The sequence below is a fragment of the Corynebacterium sp. HMSC063A05 genome, assembly GCF_001809695.1.
Lineage (GTDB): Bacteria > Actinomycetota > Actinomycetes > Mycobacteriales > Mycobacteriaceae > Corynebacterium > Corynebacterium amycolatum.
On the sequence record NZ_KV798510.1, the window covers coordinates 161,393 to 179,568 of the forward strand.

At 57.4% G+C, this 18,176-nt stretch carries 13 protein-coding genes and 2 pseudogenes; 13 read left to right on the forward strand and 2 right to left on the reverse strand.

Annotation, left to right across the window (positions count from 1 at the left end; all coding sequences use genetic code 11):
- The 6 genes and pseudogenes from glnA (HMPREF2651_RS09475) to HMPREF2651_RS09505 all read left to right on the forward strand — a co-directional run bounded on the left by glnA (HMPREF2651_RS09475) (position 1) and on the right by HMPREF2651_RS09505 (position 6,116).
- Positions 1–1,437, forward strand: a complete 1,437-nt coding sequence (gene glnA, locus HMPREF2651_RS09475; protein ID WP_049181590.1) for a type I glutamate--ammonia ligase — start codon at positions 1–3, stop codon at positions 1,435–1,437.
- A 521-nt stretch (positions 1,438–1,958) separates the two neighbouring features.
- Positions 1,959–2,852: pseudogene (locus HMPREF2651_RS09485) on the forward strand (tyramine oxidase subunit B); the annotation flags it as partial.
- A 161-nt stretch (positions 2,853–3,013) separates the two neighbouring features.
- A complete protein-coding gene (gene glnA / locus HMPREF2651_RS09490) occupies positions 3,014–4,471 on the forward strand; it encodes a type I glutamate--ammonia ligase (RefSeq protein WP_038625910.1) in 1,458 nt (485 codons plus the stop codon).
- Positions 4,472–4,643: 172 nt separating this feature from the next.
- Positions 4,644–4,838 carry a PspC domain-containing protein gene (locus HMPREF2651_RS09495; RefSeq protein ID WP_038625912.1) on the forward strand — a complete coding sequence of 65 codons (195 nt, stop codon included), beginning with the start codon at positions 4,644–4,646 and terminating at the stop codon, positions 4,836–4,838.
- A gap of 51 nt (positions 4,839–4,889) precedes the next feature.
- Complete coding sequence (locus HMPREF2651_RS09500; protein WP_049181591.1) at positions 4,890–5,180, forward strand: PspC domain-containing protein; 291 nt, start codon at positions 4,890–4,892, stop codon at positions 5,178–5,180.
- A 309-nt stretch (positions 5,181–5,489) separates the two neighbouring features.
- Positions 5,490–6,116 (forward strand): hypothetical protein, encoded by a 627-nt coding sequence (locus tag HMPREF2651_RS09505; RefSeq protein ID WP_049181593.1) that lies wholly within the window; start codon positions 5,490–5,492, stop codon positions 6,114–6,116.
- Positions 6,117–6,213: 97 nt separating this feature from the next.
- On the opposite strand, the gene HMPREF2651_RS09510 is transcribed toward HMPREF2651_RS09505, so the two are convergent.
- The gene (locus HMPREF2651_RS09510) at positions 6,214–6,831 is read right to left on the reverse strand and encodes a DNA-3-methyladenine glycosylase I (protein WP_049181595.1); all 618 of its coding nucleotides are present in this window, start codon (positions 6,829–6,831) and stop codon (positions 6,214–6,216) included.
- Between the two features lie 52 nt (positions 6,832–6,883).
- Complete coding sequence (locus tag HMPREF2651_RS09515; protein ID WP_049181623.1) at positions 6,884–7,801, reverse strand: 2-dehydropantoate 2-reductase; 918 nt, start codon at positions 7,799–7,801, stop codon at positions 6,884–6,886.
- A 262-nt stretch (positions 7,802–8,063) separates the two neighbouring features.
- Here HMPREF2651_RS09515 and HMPREF2651_RS09520 point away from each other — a divergent pair, with 262 nt between their 5' ends.
- From HMPREF2651_RS09520 to thrC, 7 genes and pseudogenes are all read left to right on the forward strand, one after another.
- The gene (locus tag HMPREF2651_RS09520; RefSeq protein ID WP_038625924.1) at positions 8,064–10,184 is read left to right on the forward strand and encodes a glucose PTS transporter subunit IIA; all 2,121 of its coding nucleotides are present in this window, start codon (positions 8,064–8,066) and stop codon (positions 10,182–10,184) included.
- Positions 10,185–10,249: 65 nt separating this feature from the next.
- Positions 10,250–11,065: pseudogene (locus tag HMPREF2651_RS11145) on the forward strand (PRD domain-containing protein); the annotation flags it as partial.
- A 177-nt stretch (positions 11,066–11,242) separates the two neighbouring features.
- Positions 11,243–11,509: an HPr family phosphocarrier protein gene (locus HMPREF2651_RS11150; protein WP_224433282.1), complete on the forward strand. Its 267-nt coding sequence runs from the start codon at positions 11,243–11,245 to the stop codon at positions 11,507–11,509.
- An 88-nt stretch (positions 11,510–11,597) separates the two neighbouring features.
- Positions 11,598–13,289 (forward strand): phosphoenolpyruvate--protein phosphotransferase, encoded by a 1,692-nt coding sequence (gene ptsP / locus HMPREF2651_RS09530; protein ID WP_049181598.1) that lies wholly within the window; start codon positions 11,598–11,600, stop codon positions 13,287–13,289.
- A 465-nt stretch (positions 13,290–13,754) separates the two neighbouring features.
- Positions 13,755–15,158: a branched-chain amino acid transport system II carrier protein gene (gene brnQ, locus HMPREF2651_RS09535; RefSeq protein WP_038625928.1), complete on the forward strand. Its 1,404-nt coding sequence runs from the start codon at positions 13,755–13,757 to the stop codon at positions 15,156–15,158.
- 80 nt (positions 15,159–15,238) lie between these two features.
- Positions 15,239–16,483 carry a dicarboxylate/amino acid:cation symporter gene (locus tag HMPREF2651_RS09540; RefSeq protein ID WP_070586037.1) on the forward strand — a complete coding sequence of 415 codons (1,245 nt, stop codon included), beginning with the start codon at positions 15,239–15,241 and terminating at the stop codon, positions 16,481–16,483.
- Between the two features lie 123 nt (positions 16,484–16,606).
- Positions 16,607–18,055, forward strand: a complete 1,449-nt coding sequence (gene thrC, locus HMPREF2651_RS09545) for a threonine synthase (protein WP_070586038.1) — start codon at positions 16,607–16,609, stop codon at positions 18,053–18,055.
- Positions 18,056–18,176: the final 121 nt, after the last annotated feature.

Sequence of the window (18,176 nt, forward strand, 5' to 3'; positions counted from 1 at the left end):
ATGTCCTTCAAAACTCCCGAGGAAGTAGTCGCATATATCAAGGAAGAGGGCGTCGAGTTCGTAGACGTCCGCTTCACGGATGTTCCCGGCATCGAGCAGCACTTCACCATCCCGGCATCCGCATTTGACGAGGACGCGATGGCCGAAGGCCTGGCATTCGACGGTTCCTCGATTCGTGGTTTCACTTCCATCGACGAGTCCGACATGGCTCTGCTGCCCGACCTGAGCACGGCGCGCATTGACCCGTTCCGCAAGGCGAAGACCCTGAACGTCAAATTCTTCGTCCACGATCCGTTTACCCTCGAGCCGTTCTCCCGCGACCCGCGTAACGTCGCCAAGAAGGCGGAGGAATACCTCATCTCCACCGGCATCGCCGACACCTGCTTCTTCGGCGCCGAGGCGGAGTTTTACATCTTCGACAACGTCAAGTTCGAGACCGACACCAACCGCGGCTTCTACGAAGTTGATTCCATCGAAGGTTGGTGGAACCGCGGTAAGGACCAGAACCTGGACGGCTCTGTAAACCTGGGTTACAAGACTCGCCTGAAGGGCGGCTACTTCCCTACCGCTCCGTACGACCACTACCAGGACCTGCGCGACAAGATGTGCCTGAAGCTCGCTGATGCCGGCTTCGACCTGGAGCGCGCCCACCACGAGGTCGGCACTGGTGGCCAGCAGGAGATCAACTACAAGTTCAACACGATGTTGCACGCTGCAGACGACCTGCAGACCTTCAAGTACATCATCAAGAACACCGCCTGGGAAGAGGGCAAGTCCGTCACCTTTATGCCGAAGCCGCTGGCTGGCGACAACGGCTCGGGCATGCACGCTCACCAGTCGCTATGGAAGGACGGCAAGCCGCTGTTCCACGATGAGGCCGGTTACGCAGGCCTGTCGGACATTGCTCGCTGGTACATCGGCGGCATCCTGCACCACGCAGGTGCGGTACTGGCCTTCACCAACCCGACCCTGAACTCCTACCACCGCCTGGTCAAGGGCTTCGAGGCTCCGATTAACCTGGTCTACTCGCAGCGCAATCGCTCTGCCGCTGTTCGCATTCCGATCACTGGCTCCAACCCGAAGGCAAAGCGCATCGAGTTCCGCGCCCCGGATCCGTCGGGCAACCCGTATCTTGGTTTCGCCGCCATGATGATGGCCGGACTGGACGGCGTGAAGAACCGCATCGAGCCGCACGCTCCGGTCGACAAGGACCTTTACGAGCTCCCGCCGGAGGAAGCCGCCGACATCCCGCAGGCTCCAACCTCTCTCGAGGCCGCGCTCGAGGCTCTGCGCAACGACCACGAGTTCCTGCTCGAGGGCGATGTCTTCACCGAGGACCTCATCCAGACCTACATCGACTACAAGTACGAAAACGAGATCGAGCCGGTTCGCCTTCGCCCGACTCCGCAGGAATACGAAATGTACTACGACTGCTAGAGTTTTCGCTTCACGACGACCACAGCGAGCAGCACCCATTGCTCCTCATGGCCGCCCAATGAGCTTGTTAGATGCCGCCTGACCACAGTTAATGTGGCCAGGCGGTTTTTCGTTGCGGCCATGCTGGCTGCGGGTGCCTGGGCCCGCATACGCGCGCATATGTGAGCACGAATTTGTGCGCGATTCCGGGCCACTTCCCTGAACAGGACCATATACCACCACAAAAGGGCCGCACCTCCTGCACGAGTAGAGTCGCGCACTCTCCTCCCCGGTCTTATCGATGCAATATTCACTTGTCGATGCGCTATAGCGTGGCCATATGTGAACAGCGTATCGACAAGTGACAGGGTGGGGAGAACACCGTGCGCATAAGAGCCGGACAGTTGTCGAGAAGTGACGAAAAATCGTCGACAAGTGAAGGAAAATCATCGATAGGTGCCAGAAAATTGGCCATAAGTGCGAGGGTGGCGCTAGGGAGAACGCGAGGGACGAATGCGGGGGCGGCTACCAAGGGTGGATTCGGTGGTCGCTTCAATGGCGCAGGCGTGAAGTAGTACGGCTCCAATGCCGATAACCGCCAGAAGGACCTGCCACGTTCGATCCACCTGTTCATTCTCAACGATGCAGTTACGGGTGCACCAAAGGCTGTCATGTCGGCAAACCTCCTTTCGGCATACCGCACTGGCGCTGTCCCGGGTGTCGGAGTCAAGCACCTGGCCGTCGAAGATGCCGAGGTCGTTGGCATCATTGGCCCGGGTGTTATGAGCCGCACCATTCTCGGCTCTGCTATGTCGCAGCGTCCGAGCATTAAGGAGGTCAAGGTCAAGGGCCGTTCCCAGGCTTCGACTCAGAAGGCTGTCGATTGGATCAAGAACGAGTTCCCGCAGCTTGAAGAGGTCCGTATCGTCGAGACCGAAGAAGAGGCCATCCGCGACTCCGACATCCTTATCGCCGGCACCTCGACTTCCTCCGATGGTCCGTCCGGTTTCCCGTACTTCAAGAAGGAGTGCTTGAAGCCCGGCGCGCTGCTGCTCATGCCGGCCGCTGCACGCCTCGACGACGACTTCGTGCGTTCCGACGACTGCAACCTCGTCGTTGACTACACCGGCCTGTACGAAGAGTGGTTCAACGAAAACGGCCCAGACGTGACCTATGAGCGCTTGCTCGGTATTCCGGGTAACCGCTGGTGGGACATGAAGGAAGAGGGCACTCTTCCCGCCGAGAAGCTTGTCAACATTGGCGATATCGCCTCCGGTAAGGCTCCGGGACGCCAGAACGACGAGGAAATCTTCTGCTACTCCATCGGAGGCATGCCAGTCGAGGACGTCGCCTGGGCCACCGATGTCTACGACAACGCCCTGACAAAGGGCATCGGCACCAAGCTGAACCTGTGGGATGTTCCACTGCTGAAGTAGCTGACGCGGACTGTGTGGGCTCGATTAACCATGAGGTCGAGCGCCACCTCAACGCTCCACCCCACGCACAAACAAGCCGCACAATTTCATAGTGACCAGCAAGTTCGACAAGACGACCAACAAGCTCAACAAGCTAGACGCGAAGTAGGCGAGTTTTACCAATGGGTAAGTTCAGACCCAGCAGTGACCAGACAACTCCGGAAGGGATCCAACGATTCATCCGGGACAATGACATTCGCTGGGTAGACGTCCAGTTCACCGACGTTCCCGGCATCGAACAGCACCTGACCGTTCCGGTATCCGAGTTTGATGAGGACTCAGCCTATGAGGGCCTCGCCTTCGACGGATCGTCCATTGCGGGTTACACCTCGGTGGATAACTCCGACATGATGCTGCTGCCCGACCTGGACACGGCTTTCATCGACCCGTTCCGCAAGTCGAAGACGCTGAACATGAAGTTCTTCGTCCACGACCCGCACACCCGCGAGCCGTTTAGCCGCGACCCGCGCAATATTGCTCGTAAGGCCGAGAACTACCTGAACGAACTGGGCTTCGCCGATACCTGTAATTTCGGCGCTGAGGCAGAGTTCTACATCTTCGACTCCGTCCGATACGACGCCACTTCGAACAAGTCATTCCACGAGGTGGACTCGGTTGAGGGCTGGTGGAACTCCGGTGTGAAGGTAAACCCGGACGGATCGCGCAACCTTGGCCACAAGGTACGCACCAAGGGTGGCTACTTCCCTACTGCTCCGTATGACCATATGCAGGATCTTCGTGACGAAATCGGTGAGCACCTGCAGGATGTTGGCTTCCATGTTGAGCGCTCTCACCACGAGATGGGCTCGGGTGGCCAGCAGGAGATTAACTACCGTTTCAATACTCTGCTGCACGCCGCCGATGACATGCAGACTTTCAAGTACGTGGTGAAGAACACCGCCAAGTTCAACCAGAAGTCCGCTACCTTCATGCCGAAGCCGTTGGCTGGCGATGGCGGCTCTGGTATGCACATCCACCAGTCGCTGTGGAAGGATGGTAAGCCGCTGTTCCACGATGAAAACGGTTACGGTGGCCTGTCGGACATGGCGCGCTACTACATTGGCGGCATCCTGAAGCACGCCGGCGCAGTCCTGGCTTTCACCAACCCGACGATGAACAGCTACCACCGTCTGGTTCCGGGATTCGAGGCCCCCGTCAACTTGGTCTACAGCCAGGAGAACCGCTCGGCTGCCATCCGCATCCCGATTACCGGCGCAAACCCGAAGGCCAAGCGCATCGAGTTCCGCGCTCCGGACCCGTCGGGCAACCCGTACTTGGCTTTCACCGCCGTAATGATGGCTGGTCTCGACGGCATCAAGAACCGCATCGAGCCGGGCAAGCCGATTGACAAGGACCTCTACGAGCTGCCGCCAGAGACACTCAAGGATGTTCCCACCGTCCCGCATTCGCTGGAGGGTGCCCTCAACGCACTGGAGGAGGACCACGAGTTCCTGCTCGCCGGTGACGTCTTCACAAAGGACCTCATCGACGCGCACATCCGCTACAAGTTCGAGCACGAGATTATGCCGGCACGTCTGCGCCCGACAACGCAGGAGTTCGAGCTCTACTACGACTGCTAGCACTCGCCCAGTAAAACTCGCTTGACGACGCCCACACCGCTACCCCACCTAACCGTCTTGGGGCAGCGGTGTTTTTAGCTGGGGCATGCTGTTTTAGTCGGAACATTTAGTGAACTTTTAGTAGAGCTAGCACCACTGCGAACTAAACGGATTAGGGCTACCCTTGATAAGTATGAACAACAAGTCACTGACCCGTTCCACCAATAACAAAATGGTTGCCGGTGTGCTCGGTGGGTTCGCTGAGTATTTCAACTGGGATGCGACTTTGCTGCGCGTTATATTTGTCGCGTCTTTCCTGATGCCGGGCCCGCAGTTTCTTCTCTACATTGCAGCATGGATTATCATGCCGAAGGAAACTTACGTATAAGCGCAATCAACCGGAAATACCTAAATATCCATACCTCGGAGTATTTATCTAATGAGCGACGCCGCTCCCGAAAGATCCACCAAGAAAATTTACCGCTCGCGTAATGACCGCCTCCTCGGTGGCGTCCTCGCAGGAATTGCGGAAAGCCAAGGTTGGGATATCACTTTCACGCGAATGGTCTATATCATCCTCCCCTGCGTTGGATCGATGCTTGGCTGGAAGATTGGCGCTGGATTCCTAGCTCTTTACCTTTTGGCATGGTTCGTCCTGCCAGATGGCAAGTACACGCTTGACGACGATGCCCGCAGCTCCAACCCCACGGGGAAAGAAAATAAGCAATAAACATCAAGCTTAATAAGATTGATACCTTTCCGTTACTCGCAACGCCCTCACCAGCACTATTCCAATTTCGCAATCACGTAAATTCGGTAACAAATAGTGCATAAAGTACACAGATTCACGCAGTTTGACTTGCACAAGCCTCAGAATTACCTAGTGTTCTTTCTGTAGGGCTTTGAAGCCACACCATCTTCCAATGCCTGATATTCGAAAGAATTGTCGTTTTCTCTTTGAATTTAATATCGGGCAAATAGTGGAACATGCCAATAATTGAATAGGTAACTTAGTTAGCTCTCAAGAAAGTGGTTTGAAATGCAGAACAAGAAGATGACCCGTATCGCTACCGCAATCGTCGGCTCCGCCGCTCTTCTCGGCGGCCTGGCTGCATGTTCTTCCGATGATGCACAGGATGCTGCTAACAACGCCAAGGATCAGGCTGGCCAGGTAGCAACCGACGCCACTGATAAGGCTGGCGACGCTATGGACGGCGCTAAGGACAAGGCCGGCGACGCTGCTGACGGCGCTAAGGACAAGGCTAACGAGGCTATGAACGGTCTGGGTCTGGGCGACGCTGCTGGCGAGGATGTGGCAGAATCTGACCTGCCTGGGTCCATCACCGAGGCAGCTTCTTCCTTCACCTCCCCGTACGGTACTGAAGCTGGCGAGTTCAAGTCCGCTAAGAAGGCCGGCGACGCAGTTGCCGCTGAATACGAGAATGTCACCTTCGTTGAGTCCCCGGAGACCAACGGTGCACAGCCACTGATTGGTAAGATTCGCGAGACTTGGGTCGCCAACGGTGCACTGGAAAACGAGATTGGTCTGCCGACCGCTCCGGAGTCCGAGATTGAAAACGGCTGGGAGCAGCCGTTCACTAAGGACACCATGAAGTGGACCTCTGAGGACGGCCAGAACTACTCCGACTCTTACGAGAACAAGTAGTTCTACACGAACCGAAAGATTTTGAGCGTGCCGGGTGGCACGCTCATTTTCTTTCCCTAGCTAGTCACATTCCCCACTCACCTAGTTTCCCCCTCGCCTAGTCAAAAACGCCAGATGCACCGCGCCGATGTGCGCCAACAATGTTGATATCGACAATCCCCACGGCAGCCATTGATGCAAAGACCGTGGTGGGGCCTACGAACTTAAAACCGGCTTTCTTCAATGCCTTGGCAAGCGCCTTGGACTCCTCGGAGAAGCTGGGAACCTCTTCGATTGAACGTGGCTCCGGAGACTTCTCCGGTTTAAACGACCACATCAGCTCGGCTAAGCCGCCGTGCTCACGCAGAGCAATAGTCGCCTCGGCGTTATTGATTACTGCGGTTATCTTCCTGCGATTCCGAATGATCCGTTCATCATTCATCAATCTTTCGACATCTTCGTCATCGAAATCAGCAACCGCATCGGGGTCAAAGTTCGCAAAGGCTTGCTGAAACGCGGGCCGCTTCTTCAGAACTGTCTCCCACGACAGTCCTGCCTGAAATACTTCCAGGCTGAGCCGTTCGAATAGTCCTTGCTCATCACGCACCGGCATCCCCCACTCGGTATCGTAATATTCTCTCAGCAGCTCGCTGTGAGCCGCCCACGCCGGTCGAGCCAATTCATCCTCACCGATGATGAGCCCATTGTTTTCCGTGTAGTCCGATCCAATTTTCATCAGTCTTTCCAATCCCCCAATTCCGGTTTGATTTAACTGCACGTCGCAGCTGTTAATCCTCGTGGTTCTGTTGACGCCCAACCAGAGCGCCAAACACCAGATCGAGTGTCGGTGTTTCCACTGACACCTTCTGCCCCATCCTGCGGATTGCGCCAATCTGGGCATCGAGCTCATTGGCAAGCCCCGCGGTGTAGTCACGCTGCATCGACGAGGTGTTGTCGTACCCCTGAGCATCAGTAAAGGCCAAGGTCCGCGACACGATGTCCTCTGGCAGCGCGACACCGCAGGCTCTACCAACTGCTTCAGTTTCTTCAAACATCCGCGTCAAGCTGTCGCGCATTTCCGAACGCAAGTAACCAATCGGACTATCAGCCAGGGCACCTAGTGCACCGAGGTTAGCCACGAACATCGCCTTTGCCCAGATATCGCCCCAGATATCCGGGAGCTGTTCGCCACCGAGCCCAGCCGTGTGCAATGCCTCGATAACTTCCCCGACCAGGTCATTAGTGGAGCCATCGAATGTGCCGATGTTCAGGCTCATCGGTCCTGGGCGGAAGGTGACTTCCGCAGGGCCAGTGTGAATAAAGAAACCGCGGATAACACCCGGGAACACCTTGTCCTCACCGAACCGCCCCGCTGCCAAATAAGGGATTTCCACCGAGTTATGGGTGGTCACTACCGCAGCTCCAGCCGGAACTTGTGGGAAAGGATCATTGCCCGGCAGCGCCTTGGTTGCCGCAAACACAACATCGACGCCGATGCCATCGGCAGTGAGTTCGTCCCAGTTGTCGGCTGCCTTAACGGGGATAGTGCTGCGTTCCCCGTGCTCGTCGATAAGCGTGAGCCCCGCCTCACGAATACGTGTCAGGGTCTTACCGCGGGCGAGAAAGACAACATCATAGCCCGCTTGCACGAGGCGACCGCCAAACCAGCCGCCCACTGCTCCTACACCTAAAACTCCAATCCTCATAGCTGCCACCTTACGACTTCCGTGTTGACCGCGAAGGAAGTTGCATGCGGTTGTCCACAGGAAATCCGGGCTGTCCCCAAATGTAAAATTTGGGCTTGAATTACTACCTTGCCAAAACTATGTAAAACGGAGTAGGGTCGAAATCAATAGATATCAACCCAGGGTTGTTACTCTTTTGAGGCAAGACCTGAGGCCCACAGTTTGTGGTGTCTCGGGTCTTTTTTGCGTTTAACGGCCCTGTTTACCGCGAAGGAAGGTCACGATGGGGTCGTCAAAAGATTCCAGCGCGAGGGCAATAGTTGAAAACCTCGGTGGACCCGGAAACATCACAAGCATGACGCACTGTGCGACGCGTCTGCGTTTTGAACTCGGTGATGTCTCCAAGATCAACGAGGACAAGATTGACAACGTGCCGGGCGTACTCGGCGTCGTTCACCAGGGCGACAATCGCTACCAGGTCATCTGTGGCGGTGGCGTCGAATCGATGTACACGGCAATTAAGCACCTACCGGAAATGAAGGGCGCCGGCGCGGTCGCCACTAAATCCGACGCAGATGTAAAGGCAGAGGCCCGTTCAAAGGCACGCGGCAAGTACGCGTGGCTGGACAACTTCTTCGAGTATCTCTCCGATTCCTTCCGCCCGATTCTGGGCGTGCTTCTGGGAGCCTCGCTAATCATCGCGATTGCGGCTGTACTCGACGCATTCGGAGTCGTTGATTTCCGCGCCGATGATAAGTCCGCTACTTGGATCTTTGTTGATGCCATGTGGCGCAGCGTCTTCTACTTCCTGCCAATCATGGTCGCCTACAATGCGGCGAAGAAACTACGGGTGGATCCATGGCTAGGTGCAGCCATTATGGCTGCACTGATGACGCCGGAGTTTATGAGCCTGAGCGATACTGAGCGCTTCCCCGACACTGTCCGGGAAGTCAACGAATCGCTGGGCACTGAGGCTTTCACCGCCAACATTTTTGGTCTGCCGATGCAGCTCAACGACTATGGTGGACAGGTCTTCGTACCGCTGATTATGGTCGCGATCCTGGCTGTGGTTTACCACAACTTGAAGAAGGTCTTCCCGGAAAACGTCCAGATGGTCTTCGTACCGTTTATCTCCATGCTGATCATGATTCCGCTGACCGCCTTCCTCATTGGCCCATTGGGCATCTGGCTGGGTAACGGTATCGGCGCAGGACTGGCATGGATGAACTCGCACGCACCGTTCGTGTTCGCAATTCTGATCCCGATGCTCTACCCGTTCCTGGTGCCGCTGGGCCTGCACTGGCCACTGAATGCGCTGATGCTGGTCAATATCCAGACGCTCGGCTACGACTTCATCCAAGGCCCAATGGGCACCTGGAACTTCGCCTGCTTCGGCGCAACCGCCGGTGTGCTGGTTCTTTCCATGCGCGACCGCGACACTCAGATGCGCCAGACGGCAACCGGTGCACTCGCCGCTGGTCTCTTCGGTGGTATCTCCGAGCCGTCCCTCTACGGTATTCACCTACGCTTCAAGCGGATCTACCCGCGCATGCTGCTCGGCTGTTTCGCCGGTGGTCTGACCATCGCCATTCTTTCCGCTCCGTACGAGGGCGTCCAGACCAACGCGTTCGTCTTCACCTCGCTGCTGACCACCGTCGTGTTCAAGCCGATGTGGGTCTACGCCATCTCCATCGCCGTGGCATTCTTCGTCGCCATGTTCGCAATCATCCTCACCGACTACCGCACACCAGAGCAGAAGGCAGAGGCCGAGGCCGCACGCGCTGCAGAGCTTGACGACGAGCCCCGCGACGACACCCCACACGCTGCCTCCAGTGGCTCCGATTCCACTCCGGCGGAGGCTTCCGGTGACCCTGGTACCAACACCGAGGCTGTCGCACCGGCTGCCGCAGCAGCTGGCGTCGGTGGTGCCGCAACGGCCGTTGCTACCAAGCCTGTACAAGTACAGGCCCCAGTTGCCGGTGAGGTTGTCAACCTTGCCGATGCCGGCGACGCGGTCTTTGCCTCCGGTGCTCTCGGTGACGGTGTCGGAATCAAGCCGACCAGTTCCACCGTGGTCGCCCCCGTATCGGGCACGTTGATGACCGTGGCCAAGACCGGTCACGCCTTCGGCATTAAGACCGATGACGGTGTGGAGGTACTCGTCCACGTCGGTATTGACACGGTCAAGATGGCCGGTGAGGGCTTCGATGTCCAGGTTTCCAAGAAGCAGCACGTCCAGGCCGGCGATGTTCTTGCCGAAGTCGATTTCGACAAGGTCAAGGAAGCTGGTTACCCAACCACGACACTGATGACCATCACCAATACCAAGAAGCTGACCAAGGTTTCCCCGGTCGCCGGCATCTCCGTCCACGCCGGCGACACGGTCATCGAAGTTCAGCCATAATTGATTTCTAGAAGGCATACCGGCCTGAAATCCCTCAACTTATGGAGGAGTTCACGGTTACCGACATGGAAATCTTAAGAGTATTCAATAACAACGTGGTCCTGGCCAAGGACGCGGCCGGCGAGAAAATCATCACCGGCCGCGGCATTGGCTTCAAGGCCCGCCCGGGGCAGTCGGTTGATTCGAGCAAAGTTGTTCGAATCTTTGTCCCAGCGGAAGGCCGCGATCCGGACCATATTGCCACGATGCTCACAGAGATTCCGTTGGCCCACATCACTCTTGTGACCGATGCGGTAACCGCGGCCGGTCTGCCGGAATCAATGACAAAGAACGCTTCCCTTCTTGTGGCGTTGGCCGATCACATTGGTTTCGCCATCATGAGGGCAGCTAACGGGCAGCGAGCTGATTACCCGCTGCTCGCGGAAGTCAGCCAACTTTATAGTGAAGAGTACGCGCAGGCGCAGGCCATTTTGTCGCATATCAATCGCGCTCTCAATGACCGTCGTATAGCGCCATTGCCCCGCTCAGAATCGGTGGCAATTACGTTACACCTGGTCAATGCTGGTTTTTCTACAGGCGATTTGAGCTTCACCTACACCATGACGGGCGTGCTGCAGCAGCTGCTCACAATCATTGAAAGTGATTTTGACATCACGCTGGAGCCAGAGACTGTCAATGTGGGACGCTTCATCACGCACCTGCGCTACCTGTTCGTCCGGATTGCCAAGCATGAGCAGTTGAAAGACCACTCCTCCGCTATTGGCCAGGCCATCCGTGACTCTTCCCCAGAGGCATATCGTTGCGCACAGCGCATATCCGCAGTCATTGAACTGCGTCTGGGGTCGGGGCTAACGGAAGACGAAATTTCCTACCTCACCCTGCACATTGCACGCATTGTGCAGGCAGCGGCTGTATCTCCCACCGCCTCCGGGGTTTCCCGGAGCATGCGCGACGTTGATGCTAAGCAAGCACCAGCGGGCGGCGCACCCGCGGTGGGGTGTACAGGCCCTGTGCCTGAGTCAGAGAATTCCACACACTCGACCCGAAAGGATTCAACCATGATTACTCGTACCGCTACCATCGGTTCCTCCGTAGGCCTGCACGCTCGCCCGGCTTCCCTGTTCACTCAGGCTGCTGCTGAGTACGACTACGACATTGTCATTTCCCTCGATGACGAAGAGGCCGATGCCGCTTCGATCCTGGAGGTCATGACCCTCGGCGCTAAGCACGGTGATGAAGTCACGCTGAGCTGTGAGGACGACTCCGCAGCTGCAGCTCTGGACGAGCTCGCTGCCATGCTCGAGCGCGACCTGGATGCCGAGTAAGCCCAGCTACAACACTCCTGGATAACACCACGGCACACCACGACCGACGGGTCTCCCCGCAGAGGTCCCGAAAAGGAGATCGGAAGCAATGAACGAGCAGCACACTGTCATCTATGGCATCGGTGTCTCGACCGGTACGGCCAGCGCTGAAGTAGTAAAGGTACTCCCCGCTCCGGGAGTTGATACCCAAGAGCCGTCGTCGACCGACCCTGTCGCCGATGGTGAGCGCGTCCGCGCAGCGATGGCCAACGTCGCAGAGTCGCTGAAGAAGCAGGCTGAGCATTCCAGCCCGCAGGCGCGTCCGATTCTGGAGGCCACTGCGCAACTGGCTTCCGATAGGGCACTCGCCAAGGCTGTGGTAAAGAAACTCAAGGCGGGCTCCGGCGTCACCCAGGCAGTTCACGATGCCGTTGAAGACTACGCGCAGCTCCTCTCAAGCCTCGGCGGCTACATGGCTGAACGTGTCACCGACCTCTACGATGTTCGCGACCGCACAATTTGCGAGCTGCGTGGCCTGCCAAAGCCGGGCGTCCCGGATGTCTCCACCCCCACTATTCTGCTTGCCGACGATCTCGCGCCCGCCGAAACCGTGGGGCTTGATCCCGAGTTGGTCGTAGGCATCGCCACCGCTGGTGGCGGGCCGACCAGCCACACGGCTATCCTCGCAGCTCAGCTGGGCATTCCGGCCGTCGTTAAGGCGAAGGGCGTCATAGAACTTGAGGCCGGTACCTTTGTCGCCATTGACGGTGGTGCCGGTGAGGTGATTGCGAATCCGACCGCCGATGAGGTCGCCGAGTTGGAAGAGCGCGCTCGTCGCCGGGAAGCCGCCCTGGCGCAGTCTGTGGGCGCAGGCAAAACCGCTGATGGTTACCCTGTGAATCTGCTGGCCAACATTGGTACGGCGGAAGATGGTGAGTCTGCAGCAGCGCAGGATAATGAGGGCACCGGCCTGTTCCGTACTGAGTTCCTTTTCCTCGACCGCGACAAGGCTCCGAGTTTGGAAGAACAAACGGAAACCTACACTCGTGTGCTGAAGGCATTCGGTGAGCGACGCGTGGTTGTGCGCACACTGGATGCGGGTGCGGATAAGCCGCTGAGCTTTGCCGACCTAGGCGAGGAAGAAAACCCGGCGCTGGGTCGCCGCGGACTGCGCCTGTCGCAGGCTCGGGAAGATTTGCTGGATACGCAGCTGGATGCACTCGCCGCTGCGTTTGATGCCACCGGCCGTAAGGCTGACCTGCGGGTTATGGCTCCGATGATAGCAACGGTCGAAGAAACAAAGTGGTTTGCGGACAGGGCGCGTGAGCGTGGCCTGCCGAAGGTCGGCATCATGATTGAGGTCCCCGCAGCAGCAATTCGCGCGAAGCAGCTGCTGTCCATTGTGGACTTTGCCTCCATTGGTACTAACGACTTGTCGCAGTACACTATGGCGGCCGACCGCATGCAGGGGGCTCTGGCGGATCTGCTTTCCCCGTGGCAACCAGCGGTACTGCAAATGATTAAGTCCGCATGCAAGGGCGGCAATGCTACCGGCAAGCCCATTAGTGTCTGCGGTGAAGCCGGCGGTGACCCGCTGCTGGCACTGGTCCTGGTGGGTCTCGGCGTGAGCTCGCTGTCCATGGCTTCCAAGAAGGTACCGGCCGTCCGCGCCGCTCTCCGCCTCCACGACCGCGCTACCTGCCAGCAGATGGCAGCGTACGCTGTCGATGCCGAGACTGCGGCCGATGCGAAGGCCGCAGTGACCGCGCTGGTGGATCCGAAGGTGAAGGATCTGCTGTAGAGCGACGGAATTATTACTGAGCCTGGCGCACACACGGTCAGCGTAAAAGTGTGTGCCAGGCTCTTTCTTTATTGGCGCATCGAACGATCACGAGCAGCGAACTTTCTGGGAGTTTTCTTGATTTTCCCTCTCTCGAACGCCCCATTAAGATAAATAGAGTGCCTTCGTCGGCACCACCAACGCCGTCGAAGCCCCTTAATAGTTCAAATAAAGACGGCTCATACAAGCCACAACTTAATTCACGCAACAGGCTCCACCCAGCCCGTGACAATTCACAATTTCACATTAAAGTGTCAGTTTTCGGCATCGTGGCCTGTCATCTACATGGGCACACGAACTGCAATTGCGCTGCTGTAACGGGCGTTTGCGCTACCGCAGCACCAGCAACAACGGCGTCGCCACAGCAGCATGCAGCATCGCCCTTGACCTTATGGGCGACACTAATTTAGAAAGAACACAATTCTCATGACCAAGTCGAGCGGAGTGGAGTCCCCGAAGTCTTTCGCTTCCATAATCGTTGTTACAGCGCTCATGCTGTTTTCGATGTTCTTCGGCGCGGGCAACCTCATCTTCCCGCCGAAGCTCGGAGTGGATTCCGGTACCAACTTTGGCCCCTCAATCACCGGCTTCCTGCTCACCGGTGTGGCGTTGCCAGTTCTGGCCATCATTGCGATCGCCATTTCAGGCAGCAATTTACGTGACCTAGCGTTCCGCGCGGGCCGCATCTTTTCCCTGGGCTTCCCGGTAATCGCATACCTTTCCATCGGTGCTTTCTACGCTCTGCCGCGTACCGGTGCCGTGTCGTACGAAACCGGTGTCCAGCCGATTTTCGGCAGTGATTCGCTGGCCGCCGCTGCGTCCTTCTACTTTGTTTTCTTCGGTATCGCGTTGGCATTGGCGTGGAATCCGAATGAAATTGTGTCCAAACTGGGCAAGATTCTCACCCCGGCTCTGCTGATTCTCTTGGTTGTATTGGTTGGAATGTCGGCATTCAAATTCGATGCCGCTCCGGCTGCGCCAATTGAAAAGTACTCCTCTACCCCATTTGCCTCCGGCCTAGTCGAGGGCTACCTCACCATGGACTCCATCGCCGGCCTTGCATTCGGCATCATTGTCATTTCTGCCCTCCGCGTCAGCGGTGTCCCAGAGGGCAAGCGTATGGTTCGCGGCACAATGATCTCAGGCCTGTTCGCCGGCATTTTGCTGGCCATCATCTACTTGGGATTGGGCTATGTCGGCCAGGTGCTGCCGAATGCTGCCTCCTTCGATAACGGCTCGGGCATCCTCGCAGAGGCTTCCAAACAGGCCATGGGTCAGGGCGGTCAGATTGTCTTCGGTCTCATCGTTCTGCTGGCATGCATGACCACGGCCGTCGGTCTGATTGCCGCAACCAGTGAGTTCTTCAATCTGCTGCTTCCGGGTATCAGTTACAAGGCCTGGGCGATTGTCTTCACGGTTATGTCCTTCGTAATGGCAACACAGGGGCTGTCTCAGGTACTGGCGATTGCCGCGCCGATTATCACCTTTATTTACCCGCCGGCAATCACGCTGATTGCACTGACACTTCTCGACCCAGTCATTTCCTACTCCTTCAAGCTGTATTACACCTACCGCCTGGGCGTCTGGGTTGCCACCATCTGGTCGGGTATCTCAGTACTCTCCGGTTTGGGTGTCGGTGGTTCTGCTTTGGCGGACTTCCTTAGTCTCGTGCCTGGTCAGACCATCGAGTTCGGATGGTTCCTGCCGACTCTGGCAGCGGTGGTGATTGGTTACGCAATTGACGTCGTCACGCGAAAGCAGCGCGCAAATCGCCCGGCGAGTGTGCTTGCCGACGAGGCCGTTACAGAAGAGGTAGCCGAAAAGGCGTAAAACCACACCCGGTCATTTGCGTTGCTTAACGTAAATACCGCACGCTAGAGAAGTAAATTCCATCCGAACAAGGATTGACTATGAGTACCCGAATGCGTTTTACGCAAACGCTCCTATTCCGCGTTATTGTCGCGATTATTCTGGGCATTGTCTGCAGCTTTTTCTTCCCGGAATGGCTGGCTCGAATTTTTGTCACTTTCAATGGCCTCTTTGGTAACTTTCTGGGCTTCTTTATCCCGGTGCTGATTTTTGCCCTCATCACGCCGGCGATTGCCAGCCTGGGCCGTGGTGCCGGAAAGTGGTTGGGTATTACCACTGCTATTGCCTACGGCTCGACGGTGTTTTTGGGCCTATTGGCCTACGCCGCTACCCAGGGGCTCTACCCTTGGCTGCTCGGCGCTGATCAGGCCGGTGCATCGGTGGATATTGATGAGGGCGCGCTGGAGAGCTTCTTCAATGTAGAGATGCCACCGCCGTTTGACGTCATGACCGCCCTGCTGCTGGCTTTCACGGTCGGTGTGGCGATGACCACCGTGAAGTCGGACTCGCTCTACCGCGGTGCGACACAGCTGCGCGATGTGATTATGAAGATCATCTCGGCGTTTATCATCCCGCTGCTGCCGGTTTACATCTTCGGCATGTTCCTGTCTATGGGCATGAACGGCAACCTGACCACGACGCTGTCGATGTTCTTCAAGGTGCTCGTTCTGGCAGTCATCGGCACCGTGCTTCTGTTGGCAATCCAGTTCTCCATCGCGGGTGCCATCGCTGGCCGCAGCCCGTGGCAATCCCTGAAGAACATGCTGCCGGCCTACGCCACCGCGCTCGGCACCTCGTCCTCGGCCGCTACCATTCCGGTGACTTACAAGGCCGCGCTGAAGAATGGTGTCTCGGAGAAGGTCGCTGGCTTTACCGTGCCGCTGTGCGCGACCATTCACCTGGCCGGTTCGATGATGAAGATCATCCTGTTCGCGTTTGCGGTGATGTTCATGGCGGACAAGCCGGTTTCGCCGGGTATGGCCATCGGCTTCATTCTCACTTTGGGTATCACCATGATTGCGGCTCCGGGCGTTCCGGGTGGCGCAATTATGGCCGCGGTCGGTGTGCTGCAGTCCATGCTCGGCTTCGATCAGGAGCAGGTCGCTTTGATGATTGCCGCCTACATCGCCATCGACTCCTTCGGTACCGCATGCAATGTCACTGGTGACGGCGCAATTGCCATGATCGTTAACCGCTTCGCCAAGGATGATGTCGTCGACCGTTCCGAAGAGCTCAGCTTCGACGCGGAAGTGGCCAATTCCGCATCTTCCGCAGCCGAGGCCTGACTGGCTTCAGTACATATGTAAAAATTAAAGAAAACACCCATCGGTCAACCCCGCCGCAATCTTTCACAAGGCCTTCTTATAGGCCGATGCGGCGGGTGTTGGCATACATGTAAGGGGCCCGCCTTGGACTTCATTTCGACTCGCGACCCAGAGCGCACGCCGCACAAGTTCTCAGACATTCTCCTGGGAGGTCTCGCTAACGACGGCGGTCTCTACCTGCCGGTCGAGTACCCACAGGTTGACGATGCCACTTTGACGCGTTGGCGCTCCGTGCTTGTCGACGACGGTTACGCAGCCTTGGCTGCAGAGGTCGTCAGCCTTTTTGTGGACGACATTCCGCTGGAGGATTTGCGCGGTATCTGTGCACGGGCGTACACCTACCCGAAGTTCTCCGATCCGGATATTGTGCCGGTGACGAAGCTGGAAGATCAGCTCTACATCGGTCACTTGTCCATGGGCCCCACAGCGGCATTCAAGGATATGGCGATGCAGCTGCTCGGTGAGTTCTTCGAGTATGAGCTGGCTCGTCGTGGCGAGACCCTGAATATCCTCGGCGCCACCTCTGGTGACACGGGTTCCTCGGCCGAGTACGCAATGCATGGCCGTGAGGGAATCAGCGTGTTCATGCTAACGCCGGCTGGTCGAATGACCGCTTTCCAGCAGGCTCAGATGTTTGGTCTGCAGGATGCCAACATTCACAACATCGCCCTCGACGGTGTCTTCGATGATTGCCAGGACATCGTTAAGGCTGTCTCCGGCGACTTGGATTACAAGGCCAGCCGCCACATTGGCGCAGTCAACTCCATCAACTGGGCTCGCCTGATGGCTCAGATTGTGTACTACGTCTCCTCGTGGATTCGTGTCACTGGCGGCAACGGTGCTGAGGCCGATAACTCGCAGAAGGTCAGCTTCAGTGTGCCGACCGGCAACTTCGGTGATATCTGCGCTGGTCATATTGCACGTCAGATGGGTGTGCCAATTGACCGCCTGATTGTGGCTACCAATGAAAACGATGTCCTGGATGAGTTCTTCCACTCGGGCGCCTACCGCGTGCGCAGCGCGGCGGAGACACAGGCGACCTCTTCCCCATCGATGGATATCTCCCGCGCGTCTAACTTCGAGCGTTTCATCTTCGATCTGCTGGGGCGCGATGCTGAGCGCACTGCAGACCTCTTTGGTGTCAAGGTCAAGGAGGGTGGCTTCTCTCTTACTGCTGATCCGGTTTTCCCGGAGGCTTCTGCCCAGTACGGTTTCCTCTCCGGTCGCTCCACCCACGCTGACCGCGTCGAGACCATCAAGGACTGCTGGGAGCGCCTGGAGGTCATGGTCGATCCGCACACCGCTGACGGCATCCACGTCGCCCGCGGCCTGGTAGACCAGGTATCCACCCCAATTGTCTGCCTGGAGACCGCCCTGCCGGTGAAGTTCTCCGAGACAATCCTGGAGGCCACTGGACGCAAGCCGGACTGCCCGGAGCGTTTCGCGGACATCATGAATGCCCCGCGCCGCGTCACCGAGCTACCGAATGATGTCGATGTGGTGAAGAAGTTCATCGACGACAACGTGGCTTAAAGCCGATCTAGCTCAACGCCCCCCATCCGCGCAGCAGCGATGTGGAATAGTGCCCTCTTTTTTAAGGGCAAACGGCATTATCTTGGGCTATAGGGCTGTTATTACCCCCGTGGTTACCTCA